We start from the raw sequence: 21,000 nt of genomic DNA on the forward strand, positions 1-21,000 counted from the left end.
AATTTTAACTTGATATAAGATTTTTAATGATATACATCGATATTATTAGGAGATGGTTTAGCTGTCAAAATATATAGTGGTAACTGGCGGAGTTGTAAGTTCAATTGGAAAAGGAATAACTGCAGCATCAATTGGTAGGATATTAAGATCATATGGAATTGATGTAACTGCAATAAAGATAGATCCTTATTTAAACTGGGATTCAGGAACTCTTAATCCTTATCAACATGGAGAAGTGTTTGTTACAGAAGATGGTATGGAAACTGATTTAGATTTAGGGCATTATGAAAGGTTTTTAGACGTAGAACTCTCCGGTGATTCTAATATAACCACAGGTAAAGTTTATTCATCTGTTATTGATAAAGAAAGGAAAGGAGATTATCTTGGATCCTGTGTACAGATAATTCCACATATAACTGACGAAATTAAGTCAATGATAAGAAAAATTTCAAATAAAAACGATGCGGATGTAGTTTTAGTTGAAATAGGTGGAACTGTAGGGGATATAGAAAGTCAGCCATTTTTAGAAGCTGTGAGACAGCTGCGTAATGAAGAGGGGCATGACAATGTAATGTTTGTTCATGTAACTTATGTACCTTACCTGAATGCTGCAGGTGAGTTTAAAACTAAACCTACCCAGCACAGTACTAAAGAATTGAGAAGTACTGGTATTATTCCAGATATGATAATTTGCAGGTCTGAGTTATCTATTGATACTCCCCTAAAACAAAAAATAGCTCATTTTTGTGACGTTGAAAGAAATGCTGTTATAAACTGTCCTGATGTTAGTTCAATTTATGAAGTTCCTTTAATTCTAAGTAAAGAAAATGTAGGGGAATATGTACTTAAAAGATTAAAAATGGAATCTCGACAGCCGGACCTTAAGGACTGGCAAAAAATTGTGAAGTCCTTAAAAAAAGAGGAACCAGTAGTAAATATAGGAATTATAGGGAAGTATGTAGAGCTTGAGGATGCTTATATAAGTATCAGAGAGTCTTTAAAACATGCAGCCGCGAGTATTGGAGTTAAAGTTCATATAGACTGGATAAATGCTGGAAATTCACTTGATACTAACAAACTTGAAGGATTAGATGGATTACTTATACCTGGCGGTTTTGGTGAGAGGGGTATCTCTGGAAAATTAGAGGCGGTAAAATATTCAATAGCGCAGAAAGTCCCACTGTTTGGAATTTGTCTTGGAATGCAGTGTATGGTAATTGAATTTGCAAGATTGAATGGTTTTGAAGATGCAAACAGTACTGAATTTGATCCAGAGACTAAGAATCCTGTTATTGACATCATGCCGGAACAGATAAAGATCGAGTATATGGGTGGAACAATGAGGCTTGGTTCTTATCCATGTAATGTTAAAACTGGAACACAGGCATATGAAGCTTATCAAAAAAAGTCTGTGGATGAACGACACAGGCATAGATTTGAATTTAACAATGAATACCGTGAAATATTGCAGGAAAAAGGGTTGATAATTTCAGGTATATCACCTAATGATTTGCTTGTTGAAATGATAGAGCTTAAAGATCATCCATGGTTTTTAGGCTGTCAGTTCCATCCAGAATTTAAATCAAGACCAAATAATGCTCATCCTATCTTTGTATCATTTATGAATGCATCATTTGAAAATAAAAAGAATAAATCTTAGGCTATTTAATTTCAAATATCTAAATATCTACAACGGGTCAAGTGATTATCATGGTTTTCGATATACCTTTAGTCTGTACATTCATAGCAATTATAGCATGTTTGTATGCAAGTTATACAGATTTAAAATCTGGAATTATCCAGAATAAACTTACTTTCTCATTAATTGGTTTGGGAATTGTCTTAAATGCAGTATATGCATTTATGATTAATGATATCTGGTTTATTGTAACTGGTGTAATATTTACGGCAGTGATCTTTGCTCTGGGCTATATTTTCTGGAAATTAGGGGCGTGGGCAGGTGGAGATGTTAAATTATTTACAGCACTGGCAGCTTTACTTCCTTTTTACCCATTAGCTTTAAGTTACAATATATGGGGTGCAGCTTTCCCAATTGTTTCTATCTACGGGTTCCCTATTACTCTTATAATAAATAGTTTGCTTTCTATACTTCCTTTCCTCTTAATTTACGTGTTATTTATAGCAATACGGAGGAAACCTTATCTTGTGGACGAATTATTGGCTCCAGTTAAAGAATATAAAAAGAATATTGTACTGGCACTGGTTACAACAGCAGCAGTTTCATTGACATATGTCATACTGCCTTATCTACCTTACAGGACAATAGTAGTTTCATTAGTTCTTATTATTGTCTTATCTTTCATTATCTCGAAACTGCCGGATATGGTAAAGGCCGTTATTCTGTTTGTCTTCACGGTATTTGCGTTATACACAAATATACAAGTAACAGTAATTGGTATAGTTGCTATATTCTTATCAATAACAGCTATTGGAATTATTAGAAAATTGATTACATCTGTAAATAGAAAAGCTCTCCAGGATGACTATGAAATTTCTGATTTAAAAGAAGGGATGATACCTGCTTATAATATGTATGAAAGAGCAGATGAAGTTTATGTGGATGATAAAGGTTTTTTTGATAAAATAAAAGAATCTTTAAAAAATGGGGACCCTACTGGAATCACTGCCCCTAAAGGTAAGCTTTTAATAAGTTCTATGGCAGCAGGTTTAACTGAAGAAAATATAACTCTTCTTAAAAAGTTATTTGAAGAAAATAAAATAGATCCTAAAATTAAAATCAAAAGGGGAGTGCCATTTGCACCTTCCATCTTGATAGGTCTTTTAATTTCCCTATTTATAGGGGATTTAGCTGTCATACTCCAGAAAATATTATATGTAATACTATATTGATTTATAGTATCATATAATAATTAATAGAACTTATCTTAAGCTATGTACACTTAATTATTTATATAAGATATAAACAACATTAACCAGAAAGAATTAAAGTAATAGGGCAATTTCGGTTTAATTTTACTTGTAACAGTAATCTATGAAATTCATTAATTTATATATGCATAAAGCCTTATTAATAACACAAATTAGAGGAATTTCAATGAATATATTTGCCAAATTCGGTGAGTTAATCATAAAAATATTTAATTTTATTGGAATGCTAATTTTAGCAATACCTAAAATCCCTTCTATTTTGAGGGGCATTAACACTAACGATATTAAAGATAAGGTTAATTCAGGGTCTTTTAAAGAAAACTTGTCTAAAGTAAAAGATACAGGTCTTGAGATTGGTGAAATGGGAGTTTCAAAAGTTTCTGAAATGAGAAATCCTCAAAGTTCTCAATTAAATAAGGATACTGAAGAAATTCAGATGCATGATACACCCTTATCTGGAAAATTTACTTCAAAAGAAAAGGAAAGAACCGTATTTAAACTTCAACTAATTTCTATAGGTTTTTTAGTTGTATCAGTACTTTACCTATTTAATTTTCTGTCTTTCATTATTTTCTGTATTCTTGGAATTCTATTAGTTGTATACATGGTATATCTGCTGAGGTCTAAGGTTAAATTAATGTATCCTATAGATTTTAATGCTTATCGCGACTTTTTTTTAATGTATATTGTGGCAGGTATAGTCTTAGTCGTAGTCAGCAGTAATCCAAACTTTATCATGGCGTTTTCATTTGAGTTTTTCCCATATCTTACAGTTCTGATCTTTGCAGCGCTATTATCTGTGGCTGTTTTTTTAATTTTCAGAATAAGGTATCATCGAAATTTCACCTATGGGACTGTAGTTGAAACCAGTGAAAATACAGCCTATGTTAAGGTAGAATATGATATATGTTCCAATGTGAAGCCTGATATGTACTTTGTAACTAACAGCTGTGGTGCTGGTAAGGGAGACGAAGTTAAACTTCAAATAAAAGAAAAACTATTAAGCACTGGTGGAAATAAGCCTGTTAGTATAATTGAGATTATAAATTAACTATTTTTTTATTTAATTTTAAAAAAAGGAATACAAAAGCAGTAAAATGAATTTATAAATTACGCTACTTTAATTGTGTATACATGTTTATTTGTTACAATGGTGTTGCTGGTCACATTGTATCCCTGGGAGGCTATTGAAGATAGTATACTGCTTTTTATGATTTGATTTTGGTTACTGGAAAGCGAACCACTGATATCTACTTGAAGTGTTATATTATTTCCATTAGTAGTTGTGGTTATATCTTCGACTGTTACAGGTTTCATGGTTCTATTTAACATAGCAAGGGTAGTTGTTGCATTATCTGCTGCGGATCTTACCGCTGATGTTATAACATTTTGTTCGTTTGCATTTCCTGCATACCAACCAATAGCACCTACAATTACCGCCATAAGGGCAAGTATAAGAACGAATTCTAATGATATTTGTCCCCGTCGATCCATTATCATAGTTAACTCTTTTTCAGTAGTGGAGTATATGTTTTACTATTTTAACCAGTGTATTACTATTTAATTAATCTATATGTTTTTTGTTTAAATATATTTACAATTTTAGAAAGTGTAATACTATTTTGGGGTAGGATAAGAGGTAACAAACATATATAAATATTGTTAAGTTATATAAAATATCAATTGAAGTTTATATAATCATAATATAGGAGTGTAAGAATTTGGGATTAATATCAGGCGATTCAAGGGGCCAATTATTTTCTTTAGATATATTGTTTGCTCTTATACCTTTAGTGCTTGTTTTAGGCATGGTTGCTTCTGATATGGACAATATAACATATTTAATACAGGATACTGTTTATCGAGGTTCCACTGAAAGGGTTGCTGCAGATACATTGAATACATTACTTGAAACATCGGGGGATCCTACAAACTGGGAACAAAATGGATCTGTAAATGTTGTTGGAATTGCAAAGTATGATTCTACTAAGGGAATACCCTTAGAAGGAACGGTATCGGCAGGTAAACTGACAGCTCTGAATGTATCTAATATGCAGAAACTTATAGGCAATGAATATGGATTCTATTTGAATATTACTACTATAGATGACAGTACCATCTTGAAAAGTATAGGTACAAATAATGTAGGTGCAAGTGGAGCGGGAATTAACAGCACTGCTTCTGATATTGTTAGGGTAGAAAAAGTGGCTAATTATGCAAGGCTGGATGTAGTATCCTCTATAAAAGATGCTATCCGTGATGCTGGAGTTCCAAGAACATATACTAGCCCGCCTAATCCTTTTCCAACTAATAATTTTTATCTTACTATCTATGATTATTATGTTCTTGTTGTAAATAATGGATATGACTCTGCAACCGTAGATATCAACAGTAACACTGTAATAAAAGGTAATAATTTTAACGGGCAGAGCACACGTCATGCTAACATAACAGAACAAATTGATGAGTCATTTTTAAAGAATATGACAACTCTACAGGATAATACAGTAACTGTAAGGACTGTAAGTAATCCCCATTCTTCAATGGATGTTTATATAATCCAGGCCCCTAAAGGGACTCCTGAAGATCAAATTAGTTTAGATAACATTAAACCAAAACCATGCAGGGTGATACTATTTCTGTGGACCAATTAGGGATTGATTGTTATGGATGAAAAAGGTTTTATATTCACAGTTGATGCATCTTTAGCTTTAATAGTGGTAATAGTACTTACTGCTACTATTACCGCATATACACTGCTTCCTTATTATCAAGGTGAAGACCACCAGCATCTAGAGACTCTGGCAGACAGTATTTTAGAAACTATGGAACAGAGCGGACAGTTACGTACTGATGCGGTTTATTATTCTAGTGGTGATGCGAGTCTTATTGCCAAAGCCAATGCAGATTTAAATACAACCCTTGGCATGCTGGTACCTTCAGGTATTGCTTATAGAATTACTATGACCTCTGGAAACTCATATGTGGTCCAAAATACAACAGGTACCCGTAATTTGCTTACCAGTAATGATATTGCAACTAAAGTTAAAGTCATATCAGGGCCGCAGGAAGGATGGGTAGGAAGAGCTTATTATAAAATAGAACAGGTTCAGTTTGAGGATCAAACGGATACAGCAGTAACTACGCTCTGGAACTTCCACAACTGGCTGCAGAACTTTGACCCATGGGATGGTGGTCTTAGTACTTATAAATACTGGGGTATGTCAGGTACTTCGAGCTCAAGTAGCCCTAAAAGTATTTCATTTTACATTAATGGAACATCAATAAATGGGGCTAAATTTTTAATAGGCAGTTGTTATGACCGTAACAGTTGGACAAGTCCCAGTGCTTTCGGTGCTAACTTTATTTTAAACGGTAATAATAACAAGCATAACATAACTAGTGCAAAATTTGGCAGTGCTTTATATTATACTACGTACAATAGTGGTGGTACTTATAGACGTTACATGTACAATTATTTGGGAAATATAAGTAACTCTGAATTAAATATTGGAACAAATAACTTTTATCTCAATTTCTTTGCAAATTCATATCATGAGTTACCCTGGTTTTCTATAATAGGAAATTATACTACAACGATGAAGGTCCCTCAGGGGGTTGTGACTGCTACCTCTGATTTCCCAGACATTGCAGGGGCCGGTACATCATCCAACTCTTTGACCTATGATCTGAATACTGGAACAGTAACAAATTCTTCTGGAAGTAGTATAAGCTGGAATACTATACAGAGCAGCGATATAAATACAAATAAACCTTTCCAAATAACAGGCATACCTTATGGTACATCCACAGGGTCTGCAGTTGCTTCTGTATCTAATGTTTATTTACCTCCAAACACTCGGCTTTTTGATGCTTATACGGTTATAAATCCATATGGGGGTGTAGATAGGGCTATTGTACAGGTTAAAAATTCAAAAGGTACATGGCAGACCATATTCACTTCATTTGGTTCTTATACCGAACGTGATGATGGAGGTTACGGTAATATTCCAGGGATATTAAACATAGCACCTTATCTTACTTCAGGCAATAATCAGGTTAGAGTTATTATATGGGACGATGCGCCAAGCAGTGATAATGACTTAGTTGGACTAACCAGCTGTTATTCTATAATTAAATACAGTCAGCTGCCGATTAGGTGGGATACTTATCCATTTGACAGCAAACAGTATGATGATTCTACCGCGACTCAAACTAAAACTTTTAAAGTAGATTCTGATGCCCAGGAAGCTATATTATTTATAGGTACTGGATTAGATACTAAAAACATAACAGTTACAATTAAAAACAGTACTGGAGCAAGTTCAACACTTTATAGCAGTGGCCCCGTTCCATTTTCGCTGGACCTGGGAGATCTTGATGCAGCAAAAACAACCCATTTACTTACAACTATAAATCCAAATGGTACCTATCAACTGAAACCTGGAAATTACACTATAAGCCTAAGTATAACTCCAGGAGCATCATATGAATCAGGTGATTATGGAGGGTCATCTAGACCTAGTGGAGCTATTTCGTATAATGCTATTGCAAACCCTGAAATTTTTTCGGGTACAAGAGTAAGCATTGTTTACCCTAAATTCCTGTCAAGTATATGGGTGGATTCATTTGCATCAAACCCAACTGATGCAAAGACCATTGCAGCTAATAATTTAACTAATACCCTACGGTCATATGGATATACTGTAGATACCAGCCAGATAAAAACTGAGGCTATCTACACTGGGGATGTGCCAAATTCCATACCTGTACGATTGGAATTATGGAAACAATAAGAGATGATAAAATGGACGATAAAGGATACGCATTCACACCGTTAGCACTTTTATTAATGATACCGGTGGTCATACTGGCTATTTCATACAGCGGCATTGTAAATGAAGTTAACCTTCTTTCTGCAATAGTTATAGGTGGAGATGTCACTGCCACTGTAGCAAGTGATGTTGTAAATGCTATACAACAGGATACTGCAGATGCAGGTAGAAGATCTTCTTTTATGGCAGTTCAGTCAGTAATAAATAGTACTAATGTGCTGGCCGATAATCAACCATTTTTTAATACTACGGGGAATACAAGTAGGGCTTATATTACAAACACTACTGCAGAAACGATAAATATTAATATTACTAATACTTGTAAAGATCTGGAGAGGCAGACAGGCAGGATTATATATATAAATGGTAGATATATTAACCCTAATAATGATGATTCTGCCCCTATATTTCAAGGAAGTGATTTAAGTATTTCACAGGATGATCCCTATGGATTTACAATTTCTATACCCAGTATAGCCATAACAGTTGTGCAAAATTCATCATCTGCAGGTCAAAATATGACGTTTAACACACCTGTTCAAACTGCTTATGTTTCTATTGAAGGTCTGGAAGATCCATATGTGTGGGTAAATGCTAAAGAGAGAACCAGTTCTGTTTTCTACAAATATCCTTATTATAATACTTATATGGGCAATTTAGAATATCACTTCGCTGATACTGTATCTGCAGGCAAATTAGATAATTTATATGAATGTCTTGAAGGGGCTAATACGATTATGGGATATCGTCCTTATTACTTCCCAGATACGCATGGGCTTACATTCTTTGATAGATTAGAGGGCAGAACGAATAATACATCTGCAGGGCCAAATAGTGCTAAAATGAGCACATTTATTCTGTACGATCCTTTACAGGAAGATCATGGTAACAATCCAACATCCATGTTAGATCATGAATATTTTGCAAGTGTAACTGGTTATACTATAACAACTAAACATGGTTCGACTACCACTACTGTTATGGGACCTGATGGTAAAAATTTCCTTATTTCCACTGCTTATCGCGGATATCTCAATCTTTCCGCTAGTTATAATTATTAGGTGAAAAAATGAGCTTAGACAGTAGAGGACAAGCAAGTGCTGAATTGATACTTGCAACGGTAATATTCATGGTCATTGCTTTAAGTTTAATCCAATTAGTAAGTTCTGGAATGGATAAAACAGACAGCGGAAACCTTGGTCAAGTTAGGATGATAGGTGAATCTGTAGCTGAAACAATTAACACGGTTTATATAAACGGCCCAGGATATTCTGCCAATTTAACCCTTCCAGATTCTCCAGCTAATTATACAGTTTATGTATACAGCAATGGAAATTTAAGTATGTCCTATCACAATAACAATATAACCATTAAACTGGTACCAGCACGTATCCAATCTTTTAGCATGACTAATAATGGTACACCTCATCAAGTTAAAAACAATAATGGAACTATACAATTTACATAATATCTAAATAAAAATTCAGTCAATTATTATCGGTGATTTCTATGGATCTAGAACCAGGATGGGAAAAAAAAGCTTTAATTGTATTAGGTATAATTTTTGTTATTATTGCAGTTTATGCATTTAATCCGTTTCACAGTAATTCGGATGTAGAGTATCAGAATGGATCTCCAGATGATGGAGTTGTAACACCTGCAGCTCCTGTTGCGACTGCTAATAATTCTACAGCAAATAACACTACAGCTAATGTAACAAATAACAGCACATTTCAAATATCTGCAGATGTAGCCAAGAATATAGCTGCAGGAGCTAATCCGGGATATACAGCAGGACAACCAACTCAAAGCAATGTTACTATAAATAACACTGTAATGGCTGTATGGATTGTTCCTTTAACAAAGGGGTCCACGTCAAAGAAGGTTTATGTCGATTTATCCACTGGGACAGTAGTGGGAAATGCATAACTGAATATAGATGTAAATTTAATTTTCAATTATTTCTCCATTTTTTTTATTAGATGCATTTAATGGTTTAAAGTGAATTTTCTTATTTTAAACATTTTTGAAAATAAATTAGTGGCTTAATTCATTAGCCCCTAGGATTAGTACAAAGTTAAATAATTAAAAAATTTTATAAGTGTATATTGATAAAATATAATAAATTATTATTTGAGATTTCTCCAGCATAAAAATATTTGTTCTCATTTAGAAAATAAAAGTGCAGTAGCAAAAAAGATATATGTTGATTTATCAAAGGAATAATAGTTGTAAAGTGAAACTTAGTGTAATACAGAGATTGAATAGTCGTGGGACGTAATCATGGAAACTATCGCAGTTATATTAATGGTTATATTATTTTTAGTACTAATGGTATTTGTATTTTCAACCGCTCTTTTAACGCCAATTATAGGCAAAAAAAATCTTATATTTGTAGTATTAATGGGTTTTATAGTAGGTATCATTGGCGGGGCATTTTTTATATCTCCAATAATGGATGATATTCCAAATATTGCTTCTGCATTTTATCAGAGTACATCTACAGATTTAGATACTATATATTTAGATATTCCAGATAGTGTAGATGTTAATCAGTTTATAAATACTGCAAAAAATATAGATGGAGTTAAAAACGTTAATGTGACAGGAATAACGATTAAAACATCAAGTTTCTCTGATTATTGGAAAAACACGCTTCCAGATCGCATACCTGCTTCAAATACTAATATAACATCAGTACAGATTCAGGGAAATGATACTTTAAATATCCAGATTCAAAATGGAAGCAATGCTAAAGATACAATTAAAAGTTTAGATGACTGGCTGATGTTAATAGCAGGAATAAGTTCATCATACAGTGCTGTGCATGTAACTGTTCAAGCCGATCCTTCTAAAACTGATCAGGTTAGAGATCAACTGTCACAAACTGTAGTGGTAACAAGTATAGAAGGCCCTACACAGGATAAAATCAATTCTTTAAAGGCAATACTTCCAAATCAATCCAATGTAATCATTTTATGTGGATTTATTGGAATGTTTGTTGGCTTAGCAGGGGTATTTATAGATAGCATTCTTGGTATTTTTGAAAATATCAAGGGAAGAGTAGTTAAAAAATGAGGAGTGAATATGAAAGCAGCAGTTCTTTTTTCAGGGGGTAAAGATAGTACAATGGCAGCATACAGTGCCATTAAGGAGGGGCATGAGGTAGAGTATCTTGTCTCGGTATTTTCTGATAATCCTGCATCGTACATGTTTCATGTTGCAAATATACATATTACAGAACTTTCAGCTGAAGCAATGGGAATAAAACTTATTAAAAAAGTTACAAAGGGAATTAAAGAAGAAGAATTAGAAGATCTTAAAAATATTCTAATTGAATTGAAAGATAAAGGAATTGAAGCTATTTATTCAGGTGCTCTTTTTTCTGTATATCAAAAGTCAAGAATAGATGCACTCTGTGAAGAGTTGGGGCTTGAATCATGCGCGCCACTATGGCATAGAGATCCTACAGAGTACATGGAAGAGATTATTGACCTTGGATTTGAGGTTATAATAACAAGTGTAGCTGCTGAAGGCTTTGATGAGCCATGGCTTGGTAGAAAAGTTGATAGGGACTCTCTCCTTGAGATTGTGGAATTAAATAAAAAATATAAAATACACATTGGCTTTGAAGGTGGTGAAGCTGAAACTCTTGTTTTAGATGGACCTATCTTTAATAAAAAAATTAAAGTGATGGAATCAGAAAATATTTGGGAAGGGGACAGCGGTTATTTTTTAATTAAAGAAGCTGAATTAGAAGAAAAATAAATTAATCAGTTTTATTACTTTTTTTTAAATTATATTGATTCTAAATTTCAAAATAGCGGTTCTAAATTTGTTTTTAATTTCCGCAACATAAAATTAGATGAAAAATAAGTTTTTGCAAATTTAGCGTCCTTAAATTAAATTTATTAAAAACAAACATTAACTGATTCTTTATTAAATTAGTTCAAAATTATCAAGAATCTATTTTTAGATACTATTTAATTTCTGGAGCGATCCAGTCTATAAATCTTTGAACATCATCAGTTTCAATTTCAACGTCAATTTCTCCCAGTGGAGATAGATCATCTTCTACAAAATTGGGAACCCCAACAAATGCTGCCTGTTTACTTAATTTGAAATGAATTTTATTTGCACCAATTCCTTTTAACATCATTTTCCTGGCAACACCTCTGATTTTCCTTTCCCTGAGTTCCTTACGTAAATTTGTAATTGATTCTTTTTCACCAGATACAAGGACATAATTTTCCCCTATTTCTATATCATCATAATCAAACATGTTTTTCAGTGTTTTGGTGACTTTGTCAATATCTTCTGTGGGATTCAATTCAGTCTTAGCATATATCTTACAGTTCATTTTTATAAACTCCTGCGGGTGTGAATTAATTTTAGATTTTTTAATCTTAACAATCAAAAATCAAGGATTAATCAGTGTTTTTTTTAACTACGAAAACCGAAGATTTTCTGTGTTTGAAAATTAAAGCATGCGAATCCCTAAAAAATCGTAGATTTTTGGGGCCGGCAAAACTACGTTTTTGGTGTAAAAACCACAAGCAAAAATCTATGATTTTTGCTTAGTGTTTTTAACCTCATTTTTTAATATGCTGCGTATTGAATTTTTAAACTTCCAGACCGGCCCTTCATTTACTATCATATAATCTGATGTGGCTATAACGTTACCTATCCCAAATTTAAGTTCTCTATTATCTCTTTTTATAAATTCTGCCACATTACTGGAATCATCTTCTCTTTTTCTTCTTTTTAATCTACCAAAGCGTGTTTTAGGGCTGGAATGGATAGCGATAATTTTAAATGTTTTAAAATTTTTCTTAAATATTTTTACTTCATACGGGCTTCTTATACCTTCGATTATAAATTTTAATTCACATTCTGCAGTTTCATCTTTTGAATGCTCTTTAATTAGTTCTACACATCTTTCTGCAACTACATAGTCGCCATACTCTTCACGTAGTTTAACTGCAGTTTCCCCAATTTCAGCGTTTCTTTTTACTGCTTCATCTCTTATAACATCGCCCATTCGTATTATATTGACATCCATATTCTTAGCAACTCTTGCTACGATGCTCTTACCTGATCCTGGTAGTCCTGTTACTCCTATTACCTGCATGATCTCACTCTTTAATGATTTCAGTGATAAGTCCATTGTTTTGAAATTTCATCGTTATTCAAATTCCTTAATGGAATTTAACATAATCTTCAATGATTCTTTAAGGTTATTAATATTGTTAAAATTATCCATCAGTTTTTTTAGTTCATCTGGGTTCTTAGTCTTAAGTTTATTTACTTTATGGGTAAGACACGGCATTGCCCTTGTAATATTGTCGACTACAGTTAATGATGCAGTTTTAGCTGTCCGTGATAATGGATTTAAGTCTATAGCTATTACAAATTTACCTTCCTTTACCAGCGCTTCTGTTCTGTCACCATCTTCCAGTGGAACCAGGATCACATCTGCTTTATACATACCTTCAGGGCTGACGCTTCCCCTTGGACTATCCAGACCTTCAATATGTTTGAAATCTTCCTCTTCTGTACCTAAAATTTCTCCGGCTCCCTGATCTTTTAAAAATTTCCAGATGGTTTTAACTCTTTCAGGAGTTCGGTAAAAAAGGTTTATCTCAATTTTTGCCCCTAAAGCTTCTGCTAATTCTACAACATGCTCTGGAACAAGGGCAGTGGTGTTACCATTTACAGATATAACTGGATTTTTTGCAAGGATTAAAGCTGCAGCTGCTGCTTCTATAGCTTTTTCTGCAGTTTCAGTTGTTTTTTCTCCAATTAAATAATCAAAAGCTTCTCCTCTTCCATGGGCTATCATTCCAGAATCGGCTAAAATTCCAGATTTATATGCATTTACAATTTTATCTCTTGAAATTAAAGATTTATATCTTGGATGGCTCTTTGGTATCATATTAATTAGTCCTGTAAAATTTAATTAATCAGTAAAAATTCTATATCCTGGCTATTTTATTATATTAATAAGGTATAGCTATTTATTTAATATTCAAATGTCTGTATAATTATCAATACTTCTATTAACCCAGATATGATTTTATAAGATAGTTAAAAAGATCTATATTCCTAATTTTTTGTTACATTAACTATGTATAAACACATACTTATAGCCTCAGAGTTTGAGGTAATTAATTGAAATGCACTCCAGGGGTTCCCTGTTAATTAACTTTCATAAAACTTTTAATTACAGCTTTTCTGTTTATAATATGGCCTTAATTAAATATTTAAACTAGCAAGTAATATATGAAACATATTTAAAAGAAATTAAAACAATTCATATAATTGTTTTAATGCAAAGATATTTTTAACCAGTATGATATAAAATAATACGGGGATAACATGAAAGAAAGAATAGAAATAAACAGGCCAGATAATGATAATGAACCAATTGGAAGACCTGAGGGAAGAGAAATAAAAAAAAGCAGAGTTAACAAATGGGGCATATATCTAAGTATCATTGTTATTGTGGCTGGTTTAATTTGGTATGCTATAAACATGGGATATATTCCTATGGAATTTATAAAACAGCAGGCCGGCCCAATATTAGTCGTGCTGATTGGACTATTAATTTTAATAAAATCACTATCGAGATAAGGTAAAATAATTTTTTTAGGAAAAATTGTTTAAATACTAAATTTGGACATTTTTGAACTAAAAATTTGAGTTTAATGAAATCTTGTTTAAACCACAAGGTAAGAGGCGTTTATATGAAAGATATATTAGAAAAATTATCAAATGCAGCTGGAGTATCCGGTTTTGAAGAAAATATTCGAGAAATTATAACAGATGAAGTAAAAGACCATGTGGATGAAATCGAAACCGATAATCTTGGTAACCTCATAATGGTTAAAAAAGGGAAAGAAAATGGGAAAAAGATAATGCTTGCAGCCCATATGGATGAAATTGGGCTAATGGTAAGACACATTGATAAAGATGGATTCATTAAATTCTCTAAAATTGGGGGAATAAATGACCAGATGCTTTTAAACCAGGAAGTTTATATCCACACAGATAATGGGAAAGTTCTGGGAGTTTTAGGTTCAAAACCACCCCACAGGATGAAAGCAGCAGAGAGAAAAAAAGCTGTTGAATATGAAAATATGTTCATAGACATCGGGGCAAAGGACAAAGAAGAAGCAGAGAAAATAGTCAATGTTGGTGATGTTGCAACAATTAAACGTGAATTTTCCACACTTAGAGGTTCTATTGTTGCAGGGAAGGCATTTGATAATAGGGTAGGCTGTTTAGTGCTTATTGAAGTTATGAAAAGGATTAAAAGCGACGCTACCATATATGCCGTTGGAACTGTACAGGAAGAAGTTGGACTTAAAGGAGCAAAAACTTCAGCATTTAAAATAAATCCTGATTTAGCTATAGCTTTAGATGTTACAATATCTGGGGACCACCCTGGAATTAAGGAAGACGAAGCCCCTGCAAAACTTGGAGGCGGACCTGCTATAATTTTAACTGATGCCAGTGGAAGAGGTATAATAACTCATTCTAAAGTCAAAAAACTCCTTATTGAAGCAGCTGAAAGAGAAGATATTCCATATCAGCTTGAAGTAAGTGAAGGCGGTACCACAGATGCAACAGCAATTCACCTTACAAGGGAAGGAATTCCTACAGGTGTTTTATCAGCTCCAACAAGGTATATTCACACACCAGTTGAGGTTGTAGACCTTGATGATGTTGAAAATACTGTAAAATTACTGGTGGCTGCACTTGAAAATGCTTAATAATTAAACTTTATATTTTAATTATTTTATTTTTTAAACACAAATTTGTTTTAAAATCAGTTAGAATAGAATGAAAGTAAAAAAACCTTTTTCTGGGATATTATTAAACTTTGGTTTTATATTAATTATTTTGAATATGTAACTTTATTTAGTTTGTATCAATTATAATTTTTAGTATGTTGAATGGGAGTTTAATAAATATAGTTTACACGTTGTAACTTATTTTCAAGTTACTGTGTACTAAACGCTTAGTGATGGAATATGGTGGTTAAGATGGCAGAGCATGAACATAATGATATAGATTTAAAAGAATTTGAAGAAGGAAATAAAGAACTGGAAGAACATATAGCTAAAAACAAAGAAGAAGCACTGGGTGTTTTAAAGAAATTATTTAAGCCTTTATATGGGAATAAATGGAGTAAAGAACAAGATGAAGATATAGAGTTGTTGTTAAAATCTATAATGGATATGGCAGTATGTGAAGCTTTAATCGATGTTAGGCTCGCCTTTTTAAATTATGGCGAAGAAGAGTAATTAAAAAAGTAGAATGTAAATTGGATATAAATATACTTATTTAGGTTCTGAACTGGATAGTATTTCAATTCCAGTTGAATTTATTTCATAGGTCATGAATTGAGTAGGTGTTTTAGTGCTCCTCATTTTCACGATATCCATTACTCTTTCCCTACGGCCTGTGTATGGATTTTCACGTTTCATGAGCTTTATAGCTCCATAAACTGAAAATAATGCCAGTTCATTAAATTCTTGGGAAGTGGCACTGTCAAGTATCACAAGTGCAGTAATGTCCCTCTTTTTCAGTTCATATACCAGCAGATCGAAGCGGTCTCTAAATTCATAAGGTGTTAACTTAGCGGTGTAACTTCCAAGGCTGTCTAAAATAATGACTTCAATATCTTCAGGAATGTTTTGTAGAATTTTAGCAAAGTTACCCTTCATAGTACCAATATCTATGCTCATTGCAGCCTCAGTTACCTTTGCTCTAGCTCCTGCCAGTTCAATGAAAGTTAAAAGGCCATTTTCCTGGAATTTTTCTAAATTCCAGTTGAAAGAGTTACCCTGTGTATTAAGATCATGAGCGTCTTCTTCTGTAGTTATGTATGCTGTTTTAAGTCCTTGATCACAGCTGTTTTTTGCAAAATGAAGTCCAAATATTGTTTTTCCGGAACCTGCATCCCCTGTAAGAAGCATTGTCCTACTTGCCGGAAATCCGCCGGTAATGTGATCTAATACTGATATGCCTGTTTTTACTCTTTCCAATGTTATGTCTCCTTTAACTCTATATAAATAAAATAAGTTAACTTCATTATTTAAGTATATGGTCTTTAGCCAGTATAAATTCAAATGTACATTTATCTGAACCTTCAGCCATGCATGATATCTGTTCCACATTGCCTTTAATAGATGTCCATGTAAAACTACGTAATATAATTATTCTGCATATCATGCAGAACATAGGACTGTATTCTGCTTCTTTTTCCCATGGACAATTTGAAAATTTAAGATAATTTTGGTGATTTTCTAATGTATCCTCTGCTTCAATACCCAGATTTGATAGAAATCCTTTTATCCATTTAGTATAGTAGTTTAAGATATTTTCATTTAAATTGGGTTTACCTTCTTCAAACTTTGGTTTCATGTTTATTTCAAAACGGTCTGAAAAACTTTTTGCAATATTATTTCTTATCTGAGGAGGTATATTTGATGCAAATACAGGCATAGCACTTAAAAGGAAACCGAAAAGCTCACCTCTAGCTTTTTCTTTTAAAAGCTGTTCTTTTTCTTTTTCAGCATTCTTACGTTCTGTTATGTCTTGGAATATAAGTACGATACCATTTATATTGTTTTTATCATCTTTGATAGGGGAACTTGTGTCATCAATTGGTATATGTCTCCCATTTTTAGTTATCAAAATGGTGTGATCTTTCATACCAGTTATGGAACCTTTTTGAAGCACTTCTGTAACTGGACTTTCTACTGGACTGCCAGTTTCTTCATTAATAATTTTAAAAATACTTTCCAATGGTTTTCCTAAAGCCTCATCCTGTTTCCATTCTGTAATCTTTTGAGCAATGGGGTTCATGAATGTGATGCATCCATCTTTATCAGTGGTAATTACAGCATCACCAATACTTTCAAGAGTTGTAGAAAGCCATTTCTCATTTGCCTTTAATTTGCTTTCCATTTCATACTTGTAGAGCGCAACTTCAATGGCACTGTGCAGTTCTCTATCTTCGAAAGGTTTAATAATGTAACCAAAAGGACCTGTTATTTTAGCTCTTTTAAGGGTTCTTTCATCAGAATATGCTGTTAGATATACGACAGGGATATCAAGATTATCTTTTATTTGTTGGGCAGCGTCAATACCGTCCATTTCTCCCTTTAGTACAATATCCATAAGTACTAGATCAGGATTAGTTTCCGAAGCTTTTTCTACAGCTTCTTCACCTGAAGACGTGATTGCAGGCACGATATAACCCATATTTTCCAGCCTGTGTTTGATATCCATGGCTACAATACTTTCATCTTCAACAACAAGAATTTTAAAAGATGCCATAATGCATACTATTTTAAAGCTTTAAATATATTAATATTGCCTTTTGCACACAATCATAAAGGATTTATAAGATTCATACTAAGCAGTACTGCTTTTATGCAGGTGCTTGTAGATGATAAATGCTAAGTTTTTATTTATACTCTCAACACTTGCTAACTCTTCAACACTGGCATTTTTTATGCTGTTAATGTCACCAAAATGTTTAAGCAGTTTTATTTTTCGTTTTTCCCCAACTCCCTTTATCCCGTCAAGCACAGAATACTTCAATTCGCGAGATCTAAGTTTTTTATGGTAAGTAACTGCAAATCTATGTGCTTCATCTCTTATCCTCTGCAGGAGATGTAAAGCTTCGGAATTTCTAGGTAAAATTATGGGGGTCGAATTATTTGGGACAAATACATGCTCGAATTCTTTAGCTAACCCAATAGTAGGTATATCGTCCAAATTAAATGATTTTAAAACGTCTAATGCCACATTAAGCTGTCCTTTTCCTCCATCTACTATGATAAGATCCGGCTTTTTATCCTCATCTCCAGTGGCAATCTTGCTGTACCTTCTGCTTAAAACATCCCGCATCATGGCATAATCATCAGGACCAGGAATTTCTACTTTAAATTTTCGATATTTACTTTTTTTAGGCATGCCGTCTTCAAAAACAACCATAGATCCAACTGCATGTTTGCCGCTGATATTTGAAATATCAAAACATTCAATATGTCTTGGTATTCTAGGGAGTTTAATGTATCTTTGAAGATCAAGCAAAGTATTTCTGACTTCTTTCTCTTGATTCTTAATTATTTCCGCATTTTTAGCTACCATCTGAACCAAACGGGTTTCTGTTACATTTTTAGGAGTTCTAAGAGCTACTTCATATTCCTGGTTGGAAGACAACCATTCTTCAATCAGATCCTTTTCATCAGGTTTGTACTGTATAATAATTTCTGACGGCACATGTCTTGGGCTCATATAATACTGTTTTAGAAATGCTGAAAGGATTTTATCTGGTAATGTGCCTTCCGTTCCGCTCATTAAGAAATCATCTTTTCCGATGATTTTGCCGTCTCTTATGGAAAATACAACTACACAAGCCAGTTTTTCATCGTATGAACATGCTATTACGTCCTGTTCAAGGCCTCTATCAAATTCTATTTTCTGTTTTTCAAGAATGCTGTCTACAGACATAATTTGATCCCGCAGTACTGCTGCCTTTTCGAATTCATGGTTCTCTGCAGCTTCTACCATCATCTTATTTAGCATATCAATTATTTTATTATATTTACCCTCAAAGAACAGGTTAATTTTCTCTACAATTTCATTGTAAGATGTTTCAGTTATTTTGCCTCCGCATGGAGCACTGCAAAGATGAATTTGATAGTTGAGACATGGCCCGTCCATTTTCCTGCAGGCCCTTATTTTAAAAATAGCTTTTAATGATTTGACCATCCTCCTTACAGATCCAACATCTGTAAATGGTCCATAGTAAAATGCACCATCATCTCTAACATTTCTTGTAATTAAAATCCTTGGAAACTTTTCGTTGGTTATTTTAATATAGGGATATCTTTTGTCATCCTTTAATCGAATATTATACTTTGGTTTGTACTTTTTTATGAGATTGGATTCCAGAATAAGTGCTTCTTTTTCTGTATCTGTTATAATATACTCTAAGTTATGAAAATGGCTCATGAGCAATTTTGTTTTTAAAGGTAATTCTGATTTGCTGAAATAGGATTTGACTCTTTTAATTAATGATTTAGCCTTTCCAACGTAGATTACATCGTCATCAATATTTCTCATTATATATACGCCGGGTTTATTGGGTAAATTATCTGGATTACTGCAACGATTTGACATTTAATCGCCTCTTGTATTTTTAGTGGTCTTGAATGTAATAAAAAAAGAAACACTGATTTAAGTGTTATTTTAAGAAATTATATTATCTCTTGTTTTAGGAGAAGCAACTTGCGGCCTTTTTACAGCGAAGGAATTATTCAAATCTTCATGCATCCCTTCTGCAATTTTTAATGGTATGCCAATAGCCATGTATTCTGGGGGGAACCATACGTTTCCAGTTGGATCTACAGGACCCACAAATGCAGTATCTTTTGGAGCTTTTTCAGCCATTCCTGCAGGGTAAGTAACAAAAGTTGCACATGAAGGGCCAAAAGCCATACTAATTGCATTAAATGGGTTTTTAGTTCTAAAGTGTATAATACTGCTTAAATTTCTTATTTGTTCTCCATTACCGAAGCAGAGGATTGATTTAACATCAACATTATCTTCTACATCTTCACATCTCTGTATTATAAGGTATTTCCCAAGTGGTTTTATTTCCCCAATGGATTCTAAAAACCCTTCAACATACTCCGGTCCAGCTTTAAGATATTCTGCTTCCCCACCTCTAAATTTTTCATTTCCTGTAGAAACGAAGTATTTAATGAATTTGAGGGGTTTAGTGAACCCTAAATATGTCATTGATCCAGGACAGCAGCCTTTAAGGGTATCTTTGCCAATATATAATGGAGGTTGATCTTCATTTATAGAAGCTAACATTATGGCTTTAGCAACGCAACGATCAAGAGAACACATAGGTACTGCCCCTTCAGGGATCGTTTCAGAACTATAAACAGCTATGGGGTTTGTATTCAACTTTCCACCAATTTTAAGACTCTTTCCAATTTTTTTTATGGAACTATTTTCCGTTTTAACCACCTTATAAATTTATGATTTATGTGGCTCTTGAAATCTATGATTTAGAGCATCGAAATAAGAAATTTCGAATGTTCAGAAAATATTGTCAAAATTGAAAATTTTGACACAGCAAAAATCGCAGATTTTTGCATGCTTTGCATTTTTCTCAACCTTCATCTTTTTCTAAAAATTGATGTTCAGGAAAATCATATAT

21 protein-coding genes are annotated in these 21,000 nt (G+C 33.2%); 13 read left to right on the top strand and 8 right to left on the bottom strand.

Annotation, left to right across the window (positions count from 1 at the left end; all coding sequences use genetic code 11):
* The first annotated feature begins 61 nt into the window (after positions 1 to 61).
* The 3 genes from pyrG to EJ01_RS15040 all read left to right on the top strand — a co-directional run bounded on the left by pyrG (position 62) and on the right by EJ01_RS15040 (position 3,961).
* Positions 62 to 1,660 carry a glutamine hydrolyzing CTP synthase gene (pyrG, locus tag EJ01_RS15030; protein WP_048082536.1) on the top strand — a complete coding sequence of 533 codons (1,599 nt, stop codon included), beginning with the start codon at positions 62 to 64 and terminating at the stop codon, positions 1,658 to 1,660.
* Between the two features lie 50 nt (positions 1,661 to 1,710).
* Positions 1,711 to 2,871, top strand: a complete 1,161-nt coding sequence (locus EJ01_RS15035; protein ID WP_048082537.1) for an A24 family peptidase C-terminal domain-containing protein — start codon at positions 1,711 to 1,713, stop codon at positions 2,869 to 2,871.
* Between the two features lie 205 nt (positions 2,872 to 3,076).
* Positions 3,077 to 3,961 carry a DUF2101 family protein gene (locus tag EJ01_RS15040; RefSeq protein ID WP_048082538.1) on the top strand — a complete coding sequence of 295 codons (885 nt, stop codon included), beginning with the start codon at positions 3,077 to 3,079 and terminating at the stop codon, positions 3,959 to 3,961.
* 59 nt (positions 3,962 to 4,020) lie between these two features.
* Here the strand turns inward: EJ01_RS15040 and EJ01_RS15045 are convergent, their stop codons facing one another.
* Entirely contained in the window at positions 4,021 to 4,410 is a 390-nt protein-coding gene (locus tag EJ01_RS15045; protein ID WP_048082539.1) for a class III signal peptide-containing protein, read from the bottom strand.
* A 221-nt stretch (positions 4,411 to 4,631) separates the two neighbouring features.
* Between EJ01_RS15045 and EJ01_RS15050 the strand changes: the two genes are divergently transcribed.
* The 7 genes from EJ01_RS15050 to EJ01_RS15080 all read left to right on the top strand — a co-directional run bounded on the left by EJ01_RS15050 (position 4,632) and on the right by EJ01_RS15080 (position 11,513).
* On the top strand, positions 4,632 to 5,564 hold the full coding sequence (locus tag EJ01_RS15050) for a hypothetical protein (protein WP_048082540.1): 933 nt from the start codon (positions 4,632 to 4,634) through the stop codon (positions 5,562 to 5,564).
* Between the two features lie 12 nt (positions 5,565 to 5,576).
* A complete protein-coding gene (locus EJ01_RS15055; protein ID WP_048082541.1) occupies positions 5,577 to 7,706 on the top strand; it encodes a hypothetical protein in 2,130 nt (709 codons plus the stop codon).
* Complete coding sequence (locus EJ01_RS15060; protein ID WP_048082542.1) at positions 7,694 to 8,806, top strand: hypothetical protein; 1,113 nt, start codon at positions 7,694 to 7,696, stop codon at positions 8,804 to 8,806. Before EJ01_RS15055 ends, EJ01_RS15060 begins: the two co-directional genes overlap by 13 nt.
* A gap of 8 nt (positions 8,807 to 8,814) precedes the next feature.
* A complete protein-coding gene (locus tag EJ01_RS15065; protein WP_048082543.1) occupies positions 8,815 to 9,213 on the top strand; it encodes a hypothetical protein in 399 nt (132 codons plus the stop codon).
* A 41-nt stretch (positions 9,214 to 9,254) separates the two neighbouring features.
* Positions 9,255 to 9,674, top strand: coding sequence for a hypothetical protein (locus EJ01_RS15070; RefSeq protein ID WP_048082544.1), 420 nt, complete (start codon positions 9,255 to 9,257; stop codon positions 9,672 to 9,674).
* Positions 9,675 to 10,028: 354 nt separating this feature from the next.
* On the top strand, positions 10,029 to 10,823 hold the full coding sequence (locus EJ01_RS15075) for a hypothetical protein (protein ID WP_048082545.1): 795 nt from the start codon (positions 10,029 to 10,031) through the stop codon (positions 10,821 to 10,823).
* Between the two features lie 9 nt (positions 10,824 to 10,832).
* Positions 10,833 to 11,513, top strand: coding sequence for a diphthine--ammonia ligase (locus EJ01_RS15080; protein WP_048082546.1), 681 nt, complete (start codon positions 10,833 to 10,835; stop codon positions 11,511 to 11,513).
* Between the two features lie 211 nt (positions 11,514 to 11,724).
* Here the strand turns inward: EJ01_RS15080 and EJ01_RS15085 are convergent, their stop codons facing one another.
* From EJ01_RS15085 to EJ01_RS15095, 3 genes are all read right to left on the bottom strand, one after another.
* Positions 11,725 to 12,105 (bottom strand): RNA-binding domain-containing protein, encoded by a 381-nt coding sequence (locus EJ01_RS15085; RefSeq protein ID WP_048082547.1) that lies wholly within the window; start codon positions 12,103 to 12,105, stop codon positions 11,725 to 11,727.
* Between the two features lie 204 nt (positions 12,106 to 12,309).
* Entirely contained in the window at positions 12,310 to 12,876 is a 567-nt protein-coding gene (locus EJ01_RS15090; RefSeq protein WP_048082548.1) for a nucleoside monophosphate kinase, read from the bottom strand.
* Between the two features lie 54 nt (positions 12,877 to 12,930).
* Positions 12,931 to 13,680 (bottom strand): 4-phosphopantoate--beta-alanine ligase, encoded by a 750-nt coding sequence (locus EJ01_RS15095; RefSeq protein ID WP_048082549.1) that lies wholly within the window; start codon positions 13,678 to 13,680, stop codon positions 12,931 to 12,933.
* Between the two features lie 443 nt (positions 13,681 to 14,123).
* Between EJ01_RS15095 and EJ01_RS15100 the strand changes: the two genes are divergently transcribed.
* The 3 genes from EJ01_RS15100 to EJ01_RS15110 all read left to right on the top strand — a co-directional run bounded on the left by EJ01_RS15100 (position 14,124) and on the right by EJ01_RS15110 (position 16,054).
* Positions 14,124 to 14,378, top strand: coding sequence for a hypothetical protein (locus EJ01_RS15100; protein WP_048082550.1), 255 nt, complete (start codon positions 14,124 to 14,126; stop codon positions 14,376 to 14,378).
* A gap of 113 nt (positions 14,379 to 14,491) precedes the next feature.
* Positions 14,492 to 15,520, top strand: a complete 1,029-nt coding sequence (locus EJ01_RS15105) for a M42 family metallopeptidase (RefSeq protein ID WP_048082551.1) — start codon at positions 14,492 to 14,494, stop codon at positions 15,518 to 15,520.
* Between the two features lie 273 nt (positions 15,521 to 15,793).
* A complete protein-coding gene (locus EJ01_RS15110; RefSeq protein WP_048082552.1) occupies positions 15,794 to 16,054 on the top strand; it encodes a hypothetical protein in 261 nt (86 codons plus the stop codon).
* A gap of 36 nt (positions 16,055 to 16,090) precedes the next feature.
* Here the strand turns inward: EJ01_RS15110 and EJ01_RS15115 are convergent, their stop codons facing one another.
* From EJ01_RS15115 to EJ01_RS15130, 4 genes are all read right to left on the bottom strand, one after another.
* On the bottom strand, positions 16,091 to 16,798 hold the full coding sequence (locus tag EJ01_RS15115; protein ID WP_048082553.1) for an ATPase domain-containing protein: 708 nt from the start codon (positions 16,796 to 16,798) through the stop codon (positions 16,091 to 16,093).
* Positions 16,799 to 16,844: 46 nt separating this feature from the next.
* Positions 16,845 to 18,095, bottom strand: a complete 1,251-nt coding sequence (locus EJ01_RS15120) for a methanogen output domain 1-containing protein (protein ID WP_048082554.1) — start codon at positions 18,093 to 18,095, stop codon at positions 16,845 to 16,847.
* A 78-nt stretch (positions 18,096 to 18,173) separates the two neighbouring features.
* On the bottom strand, positions 18,174 to 19,949 hold the full coding sequence (uvrC, locus tag EJ01_RS15125) for an excinuclease ABC subunit UvrC (RefSeq protein WP_048082555.1): 1,776 nt from the start codon (positions 19,947 to 19,949) through the stop codon (positions 18,174 to 18,176).
* A 69-nt stretch (positions 19,950 to 20,018) separates the two neighbouring features.
* Entirely contained in the window at positions 20,019 to 20,744 is a 726-nt protein-coding gene (locus EJ01_RS15130; protein ID WP_245611233.1) for a DUF169 domain-containing protein, read from the bottom strand.
* Positions 20,745 to 21,000: the final 256 nt, after the last annotated feature.

It is taken from the genome of Methanobacterium veterum (assembly GCF_000745485.1).
Taxonomy (GTDB): Archaea; Methanobacteriota; Methanobacteria; order Methanobacteriales; family Methanobacteriaceae; genus Methanobacterium_D; species Methanobacterium_D veterum.

Bases quoted from the DNA above. Each gene is read 5' to 3' on its own strand.
- EJ01_RS15035 (WP_048082537.1), top strand. From the start codon at position 1,711: ATGGTTTTCGATATACCTTTAGTCTGTACATTCATAGCAATTATAGCA.
- EJ01_RS15070 (WP_048082544.1), top strand. From the start codon at position 9,255: ATGGATCTAGAACCAGGATGGGAAAAAAAAGCTTTAATTGTATTAGGT.
- EJ01_RS15105 (WP_048082551.1), top strand. From the start codon at position 14,492: ATGAAAGATATATTAGAAAAATTATCAAATGCAGCTGGAGTATCCGGT.
- EJ01_RS15090 (WP_048082548.1), bottom strand. From the start codon at position 12,876: ATGCAGGTAATAGGAGTAACAGGACTACCAGGATCAGGTAAGAGCATC.
- EJ01_RS15120 (WP_048082554.1), bottom strand. From the start codon at position 18,095: ATGGCATCTTTTAAAATTCTTGTTGTTGAAGATGAAAGTATTGTAGCC.
- EJ01_RS15110 (WP_048082552.1), top strand. From the start codon at position 15,794: ATGGCAGAGCATGAACATAATGATATAGATTTAAAAGAATTTGAAGAA.
- EJ01_RS15040 (WP_048082538.1), top strand. From the start codon at position 3,077: ATGAATATATTTGCCAAATTCGGTGAGTTAATCATAAAAATATTTAAT.
- EJ01_RS15075 (WP_048082545.1), top strand. From the start codon at position 10,029: ATGGAAACTATCGCAGTTATATTAATGGTTATATTATTTTTAGTACTA.
- EJ01_RS15080 (WP_048082546.1), top strand. From the start codon at position 10,833: ATGAAAGCAGCAGTTCTTTTTTCAGGGGGTAAAGATAGTACAATGGCA.
- EJ01_RS15060 (WP_048082542.1), top strand. From the start codon at position 7,694: ATGGAAACAATAAGAGATGATAAAATGGACGATAAAGGATACGCATTC.
- EJ01_RS15045 (WP_048082539.1), bottom strand. From the start codon at position 4,410: ATGATAATGGATCGACGGGGACAAATATCATTAGAATTCGTTCTTATA.
- EJ01_RS15100 (WP_048082550.1), top strand. From the start codon at position 14,124: ATGAAAGAAAGAATAGAAATAAACAGGCCAGATAATGATAATGAACCA.
- uvrC (WP_048082555.1), bottom strand. From the start codon at position 19,949: ATGTCAAATCGTTGCAGTAATCCAGATAATTTACCCAATAAACCCGGC.
- EJ01_RS15095 (WP_048082549.1), bottom strand. From the start codon at position 13,680: ATGATACCAAAGAGCCATCCAAGATATAAATCTTTAATTTCAAGAGAT.
- EJ01_RS15085 (WP_048082547.1), bottom strand. From the start codon at position 12,105: ATGAACTGTAAGATATATGCTAAGACTGAATTGAATCCCACAGAAGAT.
- EJ01_RS15055 (WP_048082541.1), top strand. From the start codon at position 5,577: ATGGATGAAAAAGGTTTTATATTCACAGTTGATGCATCTTTAGCTTTA.
- EJ01_RS15065 (WP_048082543.1), top strand. From the start codon at position 8,815: ATGAGCTTAGACAGTAGAGGACAAGCAAGTGCTGAATTGATACTTGCA.